The sequence below is a fragment of the Thalassotalea sp. PP2-459 genome (assembly GCF_001913705.1).
Taxonomy (GTDB): domain Bacteria; phylum Pseudomonadota; class Gammaproteobacteria; order Enterobacterales; family Alteromonadaceae; genus Thalassotalea_C; species Thalassotalea_C hakodatensis.
This window is the reverse complement of the sequence record NZ_MKQD01000009.1, coordinates 33,422-45,143: the sequence shown is the minus strand read 5'-3', so window position 1 is coordinate 45,143 and position 11,722 is coordinate 33,422. Positions and strand designations below refer to the sequence as shown.

Genomic DNA, 11,722 nt, shown 5'->3' with positions numbered 1-11,722 from the left:
TCTCCTGAATAACCATTCTCTGCAATCAACGCCGTGCCTCTAAAGCGTTTAATTCTCGCTGAATGACCGAATATTTATGCGAATTGGTATTATTACCGCACAAATTTGCCTTGTACTAAGAAAAAACTCCGTGCTAGAACTGTGTGATATATAAAAAGCTTACCGTTTCAGTTGATTAGCTAACTTCTTATCCCAAGCCAGGTTAAATACACTGAGACTCGTTTAAATTATGGTGCTTTAGGAGCTATAGAAAAATGTTGGTATGCTTTGTCGGTAACAATACGCCCACGCGGGGTACGTTGCAGAAAGCCTTGCTGAATTAAAAAAGGTTCAAGTACATCTTCAATTGTTTCGCGTTCTTCACCTATGGCTGCAGCAACGTTATCTAAACCAACAGGGCCACCATTAAACTTATCAATAATTGCTTCTAATAATTTACGATCCATTATATCGAAGCCTTCATTATCTACTTCAAGCATAGTAAGGGCTTGATGTGCTATACCTTGATCAACTTGGCCTTGTGTTTTAACATCGGCGTAATCACGAACTCGGCGTAGTAATCTATTAGCAATTCGCGGTGTGCCACGCGAGCGCTTCGCTACTTCAAACGCTCCTTCGTTATCAATGTTTAAATTTAAGAAATGTGCAGAACGATTAACAATATCTGTTAAATCTTGATTATTATAAAACTCTAACCGTTGAACAATACCGAACCTGTCTCTTAATGGTGAAGTTAAGGCACCTGCTCTGGTAGTTGCACCAATTAACGTAAAAGGCGGTAAATCAAGTTTGATAGATCTCGCCGCAGGCCCCTCACCAATCATAATATCTAGTTGGTAATCTTCCATGGCGGGGTACAATACTTCTTCAACCACAGGGCTTAACCGATGTATTTCATCAATAAATAATACATCGTTTTCTTCTAAATTAGTAAGCAACGCAGCTAAGTCGCCTGCTTTTTCTAACACAGGACCTGACGTGGTGCGAATATTCACACCCATTTCATTTGCTACAATATTGGCAAGCGTTGTTTTACCTAAACCTGGCGGGCCAAAAATGAGCAGGTGATCAAGTGCTTCTTCACGGTTTCTAGCAGCCTGAATGAAAATTTCCATCTGCGCTTTTACATGCGCTTGCCCCGTATAATCATTAAGTAATTTCGGACGTATGGCTCGGTCAATGCCTTCATCTTCTTTCGTTGCCACCGGTTGTATCAAGCGATCTGCTTCTATCATGCTGCTTCTCTTTATAACATTGATTTTAATGCATCACGTATGATGGCTTCGCTATCCATACCCTGCTGATGAACTGCTTTTACCGCTTTACTCGCTTGCGCACTTGTATAACCAAGTGAAACTAACGCATTGATTGCATCGCCTTTAGTATCAGGTGCATCTGAAGCTCTAGTTGAAATATTATCTGCGGTTAATGAGAAGCTAGTAGTGTCTGTATCAGTATGCCAATCTTTTAATTTGTCACGCATTTCTATCAGCAAGCGCTCTGCAGTTTTTTTACCAACACCAGGTATTTTAACAATGGTCGATAGATCATCATGGGCGACACAACTAACAAATTGCTCAGCAGACATACCTGATAAAATTGCCAAAGCTAATTTAGGGCCAACACCATTAATTTTAATGAGTAATCTAAAAAGCTTACGTTCAGTTTTATTCGCAAAACCATAGAGTAATTGCGCATCTTCGCGGACAACGAAATGCGTAAAAATTGTCGCTTGCTGCTCATGCTCTGGCAAGGCATAAATGCTGGTCATCGGCATGGTAACCTCATAACCTACTCCTGCACATTCAATCAATATTTCAGGAGGAATTTTTTCAATTAATGTTCCACGCAAACGCCCTATCACTACAGCAATCCTATTTAACTAATGTTCTATTTAAATTCATAAATCTTAGTCGCAAACCTTATCACTATATATTTATACAGTAAAGTGTTATCTTAATCTTCTACGTACCATTTTAGTCGCCTGGCCAGACAATTTGCTTATTGAGTCATGACTGTGGGCATGGCATAGCGCAACCGCTAACGCATCTGCTGCATCGGCTTGTGGTGTAGCGGGCAGCTTTAGAATCGACTTAACCATATGCTGAACTTGCATTTTATCTGCACCGCCAGTGCCAACGACGGATTGTTTAATTTGCCTTGCAGAATATTCGGCAATTTTTAGCTCTGCACTTGTTGCTGCCACAATTGCAGCGCCTCTTGCTTGGCCAAGTTTTAACGCCGAATCTGGGTTTTTAGCCATAAACACTTGCTCTATCGCAAACATCGTGGGTTGAAATTGTAATATTATTTCGCTAACCCCCGCATAAATCGTTTGTAAACGATCACCTAAGTCATCGCCAGCAGCAATGGCTTTAATACAGCCGCTTCCAAGATAAGTTATTGTACGACCTTGCTGTTCGATCACACCGTATCCCGTAAAGCGTGAACCAGGATCAATTCCTAATATAATCGCCAATGTTATTCCTAACCCGTTTGCTTATAGTAAGCACGATTTACATAAAAAATGCAGTTAAAGTATGACTTTAACTGCATCATTTGCTTTCGTCATTTAATACTTAATAATTAAGCTATTCGCCAGCTGTTTCGTCAGCCACTTGAACAACCGTTTGAATGCCTAATTCTTTCAATTGTTCTGGATTTGCTTGACCCGGAGCATTAGTTAAAGGACATGCTGCAGTTGTCGTTTTTGGAAATGCCATTACATCACGAATCGAACTTGCCCCTGTCATTAACATCACTAAACGATCTAAACCAAACGCTAAACCAGCGTGAGGTGGCGCACCATATTGTAGGGCTTCAAGTAAGAATCCAAATTTTTCTTTTGCTTCGTCATCACTAATACCAAGAATACGAAATACGGCTGCTTGCATTTTTTGATCATGTATACGCACCGAACCACCACCAAGCTCACAGCCATTTAACACCATATCGTAGGCATTTGAAAGCGCACCAATTGGGTTAGCTTCTAATTCTTCAGGTGTTAAATTAGTAGGTGCTGTAAATGGATGATGCAAAGCATGTAAATTGCCGTCGGCTTCTTCAAACATAGGGAAGTCAACAACCCATAATGGTTTCCACTCGTCTGTAGTTAAACCAAGTTCTTCACCAAGTTTCAAACGTAGTGCGCCTAATGACTCAGTAACCACATTGTAGCTATCTGAACCGAAGAAAATAATATCGCCAGTTTCTGCGTTTGCTCGTTCGAGCAATGCAGTTACGGCGTCTTCAGATAGAAACTTAAGAATTGGTGACTGCAAACCTTCAAGGCCAGCAGCTTTATCATTAACTTTTAACCAAGGCATGCCTTTAGCGCCGTAAATACCGACAAACTTAGTCAGTTCATCAATATTTTTACGAGAAAACTTACTTGCGCCCTCAGGTACGCGTATAACCGCAACACGACCTTTGTCATCATTCGCTGGGCCAGAAAACACTTTAAATTCTACCTCTTTTAAAATGTCTGCTACGTCAACGATTTCGAGTGGATTACGTAAATCTGGTTTATCTGAACCAAAACGTTGCATTGCTTCGCTGTATGGCATACGTGGGAATTCACCAAGATCGACATCAAGCAATTGTAAAAACAACTCACGAATCATGCGTTCAGTAACTTCCATCACTTGGTCGGCAGTCATAAACGATGTTTCAATATCAATTTGCGTAAATTCTGGTTGGCGATCTGCACGTAAGTCTTCATCACGGAAACACTTTACGATTTGATAATAACGTTCCATTCCCGACATCATCAGCAATTGCTTAAACAATTGTGGTGATTGAGGTAATGCAAAAAAACTGCCTTTATGTGTGCGACTTGGTACTAAATAGTCACGCGCTCCTTCTGGCGTAGCCGCAGTTAAAATAGGCGTTTCAATATCCATGAAGCCTTGAGACTCTAGAGATTGACGTACCGCTGCAGTCACTTTTGCTCTAAAACGTAAACGTTCTGTCATTTCTGGACGGCGTAAATCTAAATAACGATATTTAAGACGATTTTCTTCAGAGTTTTCTTGATTAGAGTCAAGTGGTAATGGCGCTGAACGGTTAAGAATATTGACGTCTAGGCCTAGTACTTCGATGGCACCGGTCGCCATATCTTTATTAATTTGTCCTTCAGGACGTGCGCGTACTTTACCTTTCACTTGAATACAGAATTCATTTCGTAAGGTATTTGCTTTCTCAAGCACTTCCTGCAAGTCAGGATCATAAACAACTTGCACGATACCTTCGCGATCTCGTAAGTCTAAAAAGATCACCGCACCTAAGTCACGACGACGATTTACCCACCCACAAAGAGTAACTTCTTGACCAATATGAGATTCATTTACCTCACCACAATACAGCGTACGCATATAGTTAAATCCTGAATTTTTGAACTTTAGTTACCGCAATACCGATAACCATTTTTACGGAAAAAATTGCCGCCAATTATATAGATTTACGCGTGAATGTCACTTAATTATCCGTGTTAAAAATATAATGATTTTTACCCGCAGCTTTTACGCGGTACATCAACGTATCCGCGACTTTGAGTAAATCACTTTCAGATTCACCATCGGTTGGAAACATCGCAATACCAATACTACAACCAATTCGCACTTCACCAACAGATAACTCAAAGGGTTGCTGCACTGACTTCAATACTTTTTCAGCAATAAAAGCCGCTTCATTTTTATGGTGTAAACCCGTCAATAATAAGACAAATTCATCTCCGCCGAACCTAACCACAGTATCTGACTTACGCACGCAACCCGATAGTTTATCGGCAACCAGTATTAATAACTCATCACCAACATCATGCCCATGGGTATCATTGATTGTTTTAAAGCCGTCAAGGTCAATAAATAAGACTGCCATGGTTCTATCTTGCCTACGGTGATAGTTAATGCCATGGTTTATTCGATCTTTTAACAGTAGGCGATTCGGCAAGTCTGTAAGCTCATCATGCGTCGCCATATGTTTCATTTTCTCCTCTAGGGCTTTACGTATTTTTACTTCTCTATAGAGTCTTCTATTCCATAAAATAAAGGCGATGATCACGATCACAATAATCGCACCTATTTGTAACGACACTCGTAATACCACACTTTTATCAAGCCCGGTTTCAATATTAATTTCAAACCAGCGCTCATATATTTGTTTTTTCTCAGCTGGCGTTATAGTTGCTAAACCTTTATTGATAATACTACGTAAGATTGGCCAATCTTTACGGATCGCATAGTTATTTTCATCGATGTTTAAATCTTCAAGAACAGACATGGATAAGGTGACCAAACTGTCTCTTCGAATTAATTCAGACGCCGATGCGATATTTTCTGCAAAGCCATCCACAATGCCATTTTGCACAGCAAGTAGTCCTTCTTCATGATTATCTACCAATCGTAAAGAGATAGTAGGATGCTCCTTTCGAATTTTTTCAATAAGGTGGTAACCTTTAACAATGGCTAGTTCTCGCCCATAGAAATCTTCTATTTGTTGCCTTTCACCTTGCTGCTTCTGATGAATGATCACCCAAGGCATATCCCAGTAGGAGTCTGTAAATATAATATGTTTTCTACGTTCTGGAGTTTCTGTTGCACTTGCGACAATATCAATTTTTTGTTGTTTTAGCGCCTCAAGCATCTGTTGCCAGTTATCGAAAACTTCATAGGTAAAGTTAAGTCCTGTTCGTTGCTCAACAAGGGTGTTAATATCAATATTAATCCCCTGAACTTGGCCATTTTCATCTATAAACTCAACCGGCACCCAGTTTTTATTAATCCCCATACGTATTTTGTTTTGCTGAGATAACCAACTGTCTTCTTCTTTACTTAATTGCGCTCGTTGTTTATTTAGCTTGAAGTAGCCTTTGCTGTCTTTGTTTAACCATCGGCGTTCAAGTTTAATTAACTCTTCTTCTGGAATGAGTTCAAAACCATTTTTAATGATCTCTATTAACCGATTATTCTTTTTCGATGTAACCGCATAAATATTGGCGCCTAATAAAGAGTCTGGTAATGCATAAAAGTCATGCTGTACGTTCGCTACTTGTAATCGGGCTTCCATAATGTCTTTCACGCCGATTATGCCATCAATTTCGCCCTTTTCAGCTTGTTGAATCATGGTTTTAAAGTCTTGATAAAAGGTCAGTTCATTTTCTGGAAATAATAGTCGTATGTTTTCTACATTCGGTATTATTTGAAAAACACCTAGTTTTTTCCCTGCTAAATCAGCTGAAGTGGCAGGCCTTTTATTGTTAATATGCACATAACATTTGATATCAGCTTGGTATACTTGCATCGCGGTACGTAGTTCTGGGTACATGGTTAAGTTGCCACGAGTAAAGCTCAAATCTGGAAAACCTATATGAATATCCGCCCCGCCACTGGTGAGCATTTCGCTGGCGTTTTCAAATGACTGTGGAACGAACTCAATAATTTGGCCAGTATATTCAGACCATAAACGCCACATATCGATAAATAACCCTTGTGGTTCTCCGGAAGAGGAAACCGTCATAAAAGGTGCGAATTCAGGAGAAAAAAGTAACACTATGTTGTTTGTTTTTTTATCAATACCCAGCCATTTCTTCTCAATGGCTGAACGCTCTTCACGGGAAATTTTCCTCATTCCCTGTTCAATAAAGTTAAGTAATTGAGAATTACCTTTTTTCACTGCCGATGCATAACCACCTTGATGAAACAACAATCGTTTATAAGCTGGAAATAGTTGACTCAATTCCCGATATTTAGGGTAGTTATTTGAAATTCTATCAATGTTTGCAAAAGCCGCTATTTCACCTTTTAACGCAGCATTAAATACATCAAAACGGTTATCGTAAAACTTCAGCACTAATTCAGGGTATTGTTCAGTGATAAAATCAACATAGCTTGAATGACGAACCACACCAATAGTAAACGGTTTTAAGCTATCAATTTCACGAACATGGTAATCGCGATGTATATAGATATAATTTTTTTGCTGAAAAAAATCACTGGTAAAATCATACTCTTTTGCACGAAGTCGTGTTTTTGATAGCCCGCCATGAATATCAATAGAGCCGTTATCAACTTGTGATAATGTTTCTGACCAAGTCATTAGGCGAAAAACAATATCAACTTGTTGCTTTTCGCCCCACATACGCCATAAGTCAACGGTTAGGCCCGCCGCTTCACCTTGATTATTTTGAAAGTGATACGGGTAAGAGGTTTTATTTACCGCGATTGTGATCACACGGTCATTAAATGAAGCGGCAAAAACAATTTCATTTTTAACAATAAATAAACCCAGTAAAAGCCAGCATAAAAATGTGTAATACCTCAACAAATTTTAGCTCCTATCTATTAGCTAATGCTTTTTCGTGTGAAAAACTTCGAAGATGTCCAAAGAGTTTATCGTATTCAAGTTCATTCATTTGCGTTTTTAAGTTAAAATAATCACAGTTTTTTAGATTACCATTTAAAAGTAACATGACACCGTCAAAACCTGATCTTATTTTTTCTCACAAGCAGCGCCAAGTAAAAGATTTTGCTTTCGATGCGCACGTTGTCGAAGTATTCCCCGATATGATATCTCGTTCCGTACCGGGATATCATACTATTATTGATACAATTGGCCAATTTAGCCAACAATATGTGACTGAAAGCACTAATATTTACGACCTTGGCTGCTCTTTAGGTGCGGCCACTTTAGCAATGCGCCAAGGAATAAAAACTAAAGGCTGTCGCATTATTGGCGTAGATAATTCAGCTGCGATGGTGGATAGGTGTCGTAGACACGTACTTGCCTTTAAAGGGGAAACTCCTGTAGAAATTATCGAAGATGATGTACTTGCGATACACATTGAAAATGCTTCTATGGTAGTGCTTAATTTCACCCTGCAATTTATTGATCCAGACAAACGAGCTCAACTAATACAAACCATTTTTGATGGTTTAACCCCGGGTGGCATATTAGTTATCTCAGATAAATTTATTCATCCTGACAATGCCTGTAACCAAACGCTCATTGACTTACACCATGACTTTAAGCGCGCCAATGGGTATAGCGATCTTGAAATTGCGCAAAAGCGTACTGCACTTGAAAATGTAATGAAGCCAGATTCTTTAGAAGATCACCATCTTCGACTTGCCAACACAGGCTTTTCACAAAGTAGCACGTGGTTTCAGTGCTACAATTTCTTTTCACTGTTCGCGATTAAATAAGTTACGTTTATGAATTATTTTGCCTCTTTTTACCAACAAATAGCCGTTAATAAATTAGCGCCCTGGCTTACTTCACTGCCCCAGCAACTTGCACGTTGGCAAAAAGAACAATTGCATGGTGAGTTTTCTCATTGGCAAAAAACACTTGAAGCACTTCCTAACACATCACCTTCGATTATCGATTTTAGTTCGCAAGTAAAGATTGGTGAAAAGAGTGATATCAATGAAGGCGAATATAAACGAGCAGAAAATTTATTAAAAAAATTAAAACCGTGGCGCAAAGGTCCGTATCATCTTCATGGTTTGCATATTGACACTGAATGGCGTAGCGACTTTAAATGGGATCGCCTATACCCTCACATCAGTAATTTACAAGATAAATATGTGCTTGATATCGGCTGTGGCAGTGGTTACCACTTGTGGAGAATGAAAGGATCAGGTGCAAAATTTGTCGTTGGCATTGATCCAACACAACTGTTTTTCATGCAGTTTCAAGCTATTCAGCATTTTGCTAAAGATACTTCGGTGAACCTTTTACCCCTAGGCGTTGAAGATTTACCTGAATTAGCAGCCTTTGATACGGTATTTGCAATGGGTGTTTTATATCATAGACGTTCACCTATCGATTTTTTATATCAATTAAAAGCACAATTGGTAAAAGGCGGTGAATTAGTGTTAGAAACCTTAATTGTTGATGGTGATGAAAATACCGTACTAGTACCCGGAGAACGTTACGCGAAAATGCGCAATGTCTGGTTTTTACCCAGTGCAAAAGCAATGTGTGCGTGGTTAGAGCGATGTGGTTTTAGTAACGTTAGAGTGGTAAATGCCGATATTACTACCGTAGAAGAACAACGTAAAACCGATTGGATTGATACAGAATCGTTACAAGACTTTCTTGACCCTAACGATAATAGCAAAACCATCGAAGGTTACCCTGCTCCCAAACGCGCGATTTTCATTGCTAATAAATAAACAAATTAATCAGTGTTAGTGGATACATTGAAATACGATAACAATTGCAACATTCCATTTATTTTATTGAATATATTGGTTAATTATTTTTTGATATCTGCCATTTTTTCGCATCGTATCAATACTTTTATCAAAATCATCGCGTAATTTTTCAGACTTAAAAGCAGCTGAAAAAGTACTTTTTTCAAAAAGGTAATGTACTTTATGCGGTTTAACTAACAGGTCATTACTGAAGTGTTTTAGATAATAATTAAAAATAGCAATGTCTATGATGATCACTTCAGCGCGTCGTAAAAATAGCATTTCAACTTGCTTTTTTTGGTCAGGTATTTCTCTGTAATCAATAACATAATCAATGGCTGAATTATAATCTTGATCTAAATATCTTTTAGCATTTTGAAACGCAACAACCACTTTATTTGTTAACCCTTCCACGCTATTAAACATAAAGTTATTTTCAGCTAAGCTAATCGCTACATTTTGGTAATTAACATAAGGCTTAGATAAATATAATGCTGGGTATTGATAATCAGGCCGAACGTTTAAAATCACATCGGCATTAAGACGTTGAAAAGCAGTAATATTTCGTCCACCTGGGGCATGATAAAACTCAACATCAATATTGTAATGCGCTAAAGCCTCTCGCATCAATTCTAATTGTAGGCCTTTACCATTTTCTTCAATAATAAAAGGTGGTTTAGGTAAGCTTGCAATAACTGACACTTTTTTAGCGGAAACACCCATAGAACATAAAAAGCTAAAGGATAATACAGCAACACTTACCCAATGTTTAATTCGCATTCCAACTCCCAAATAAAAACCACATACTATCATCAAAAATTGAGTTTACATTACCGCGTAAATATGACAGAAAAATTTCGACAATGTTGTACCAATGTATCGCTATATCGACATGAAACTCGTTTAATTGAACAAATTACTCCGTCATTATCAACAATAAATAACACCCGTAGTATAAACTAAAATGTGTTTTACAAGTAAATGAAAGACTTAAAGCCTTTTAACGATAACAAAACGTTGCCAACGCTCAAGTTACATGTACATAATACCAATTCGCATAAAGATTAAGTCAGTTCAGAGCGTTTAATTCTCGCTGAATGACCGAATATTTATGCGAATTGGTATAATAAGCTAATTTTCAGAGTTTTATCAAACAATTAGACAAAGGCTATGTATGAATGATATCTGGTCAGAACGACAATTTTCTTCCGTAGTTAAACGCCGTCACGATCACCGAAGCCCATTTCAACGTGATCGTGCACGTATTTTACATTCTGCTGCTTTTCGTCGCTTACAATGCAAAACTCAAGTCATTGGCAGTGGCCAAAGTGACTTTTATCGAACTCGTCTTACTCACTCTTTAGAAGCCGCACAAATAGGCTCGGGTATCAGTGCACAGTTACGGGCAAAGTATCCAGCATTAGCTGAACAGCTATTCCCGCAGGAAGACAGTTTAATTGAAGCATTGTGCTTAGCACATGATATTGGTCACCCACCTTTCGGTCACGGCGGTGAAGTTGCCTTACACTTTATGATGCGAGACCATGGCGGATTTGAAGGTAACGGTCAAACCTTTCGTATTGTTTCACGTTTAGAGCCATTCAGTGAAGGTTATGGTATGAATTTAGCTCGGCGAACCTTATTAGGATTGGTTAAATATCCACAAACGTTAGATCTCTTAACCGCAAAAAAATCACCTGAGGCACCGCAACGATTTCGTCAGTTAAAAGCAAGCGACTGGCATCCGCCGAAAGGGCTATATAACGATGACACATCTTCTATCAATTGGTTATTAGCACCACTATCGTCACAAGACAGAGAATTATTTCAATCATGTGCTGCGCCATCGGCAAATAAACACCTCAAAACACATTATAAATCGTTAGATTGTTCAATGATGGAACTTGCCGATGATATCGCCTACGGAATACACGATTTAGAAGATGCAATAGCCACAGGTGTCGTGCAAGAAAATGATTTTGAGAAACATGTCGTTCAAAAACTACAACAATTAGATGATCAATGGTTGCAACAAATCAGCCTTCAATTAACCGAACAACTTTTTAGTACGCAGCATCACTTACAAAAAGAAGCCATTGGCTCATTAGTAAATTACTTAATTACTGCGATAGAACTCGTTGATTTAAATACAGATCAAAGCACTACATTTACTGAGCCATTGTTACGTTACAACGCTAAACATCCGAAAATAGCGGAACAAGTTTTAGACATTTTTAAAGGGTTCGTTTATCAATTTGTTATTAAGCAACCTGCAATACAGCAAGTTGAGTATCGCGGACAACAAATTGTCATGGAATTATTTGAAGCATTGTCTTCTGATCCTGAGCGTTTACTGCCTAATCAAGCTAAAGTACAATACCTAAAAGCATTACGTGAGGAAGAAAATCCACATCGCGTGATTGCTGATTACGTTGCTAGTATGACTGATGATTTTGCCACCAAGCTTTATCAATCATTGTTTATTCCTCAAGATCACACCCCCCTTTCATGGTCAAATAATTAAA

General features: G+C 38.6%; 9 protein-coding genes. 3 read left to right on the top strand and 6 right to left on the bottom strand.

Going from position 1 to position 11,722, the window contains the following annotated elements; genetic code table 11:
• Positions 1-227 precede the first annotated feature (227 nt).
• From ruvB to BI291_RS00595, 5 genes are all read right to left on the bottom strand, one after another.
• Positions 228-1,235 (bottom strand): Holliday junction branch migration DNA helicase RuvB, encoded by a 1,008-nt coding sequence (gene ruvB, locus BI291_RS00615; RefSeq protein ID WP_074495407.1) that lies wholly within the window; start codon positions 1,233-1,235, stop codon positions 228-230.
• 11 nt (positions 1,236-1,246) lie between these two features.
• Positions 1,247-1,864, bottom strand: coding sequence for a Holliday junction branch migration protein RuvA (ruvA, locus tag BI291_RS00610; protein WP_074495395.1), 618 nt, complete (start codon positions 1,862-1,864; stop codon positions 1,247-1,249).
• Positions 1,865-1,951: 87 nt separating this feature from the next.
• Complete coding sequence (ruvC, locus tag BI291_RS00605; protein ID WP_074495394.1) at positions 1,952-2,479, bottom strand: crossover junction endodeoxyribonuclease RuvC; 528 nt, start codon at positions 2,477-2,479, stop codon at positions 1,952-1,954.
• A 112-nt stretch (positions 2,480-2,591) separates the two neighbouring features.
• The gene (gene aspS, locus BI291_RS00600; protein ID WP_074495393.1) at positions 2,592-4,373 is read right to left on the bottom strand and encodes an aspartate--tRNA ligase; all 1,782 of its coding nucleotides are present in this window, start codon (positions 4,371-4,373) and stop codon (positions 2,592-2,594) included.
• A gap of 103 nt (positions 4,374-4,476) precedes the next feature.
• Entirely contained in the window at positions 4,477-7,323 is a 2,847-nt protein-coding gene (locus BI291_RS00595) for a transporter substrate-binding domain-containing protein (protein WP_074495390.1), read from the bottom strand.
• 143 nt (positions 7,324-7,466) lie between these two features.
• Between BI291_RS00595 and cmoA the strand changes: the two genes are divergently transcribed.
• A complete protein-coding gene (gene cmoA, locus BI291_RS00590) occupies positions 7,467-8,201 on the top strand; it encodes a carboxy-S-adenosyl-L-methionine synthase CmoA (protein WP_074495388.1) in 735 nt (244 codons plus the stop codon).
• A 9-nt stretch (positions 8,202-8,210) separates the two neighbouring features.
• The gene (gene cmoB / locus BI291_RS00585; RefSeq protein ID WP_074495385.1) at positions 8,211-9,176 is read left to right on the top strand and encodes a tRNA 5-methoxyuridine(34)/uridine 5-oxyacetic acid(34) synthase CmoB; all 966 of its coding nucleotides are present in this window, start codon (positions 8,211-8,213) and stop codon (positions 9,174-9,176) included.
• A gap of 63 nt (positions 9,177-9,239) precedes the next feature.
• On the opposite strand, the gene BI291_RS00580 is transcribed toward cmoB, so the two are convergent.
• The gene (locus BI291_RS00580) at positions 9,240-9,977 is read right to left on the bottom strand and encodes an ABC transporter substrate-binding protein (protein ID WP_074495383.1); all 738 of its coding nucleotides are present in this window, start codon (positions 9,975-9,977) and stop codon (positions 9,240-9,242) included.
• A gap of 394 nt (positions 9,978-10,371) precedes the next feature.
• On the opposite strand from BI291_RS00580, the gene BI291_RS00575 reads away from it, so the two are divergent.
• Positions 10,372-11,721, top strand: a complete 1,350-nt coding sequence (locus BI291_RS00575) for an anti-phage deoxyguanosine triphosphatase (protein WP_074495381.1) — start codon at positions 10,372-10,374, stop codon at positions 11,719-11,721.
• Position 11,722: the final 1 nt, after the last annotated feature.

Coding starts and splice junctions, on each gene's coding strand:
- aspS (WP_074495393.1), bottom strand. CDS start 4,373: ATGCGTACGCTGTATTGTGGTGAGGTAAATGAATCTCATATTGGTCAA.
- ruvB (WP_074495407.1), bottom strand. CDS start 1,235: ATGATAGAAGCAGATCGCTTGATACAACCGGTGGCAACGAAAGAAGAT.
- BI291_RS00575 (WP_074495381.1), top strand. CDS start 10,372: ATGAATGATATCTGGTCAGAACGACAATTTTCTTCCGTAGTTAAACGC.
- cmoB (WP_074495385.1), top strand. CDS start 8,211: ATGAATTATTTTGCCTCTTTTTACCAACAAATAGCCGTTAATAAATTA.
- BI291_RS00580 (WP_074495383.1), bottom strand. CDS start 9,977: ATGCGAATTAAACATTGGGTAAGTGTTGCTGTATTATCCTTTAGCTTT.
- cmoA (WP_074495388.1), top strand. CDS start 7,467: ATGACACCGTCAAAACCTGATCTTATTTTTTCTCACAAGCAGCGCCAA.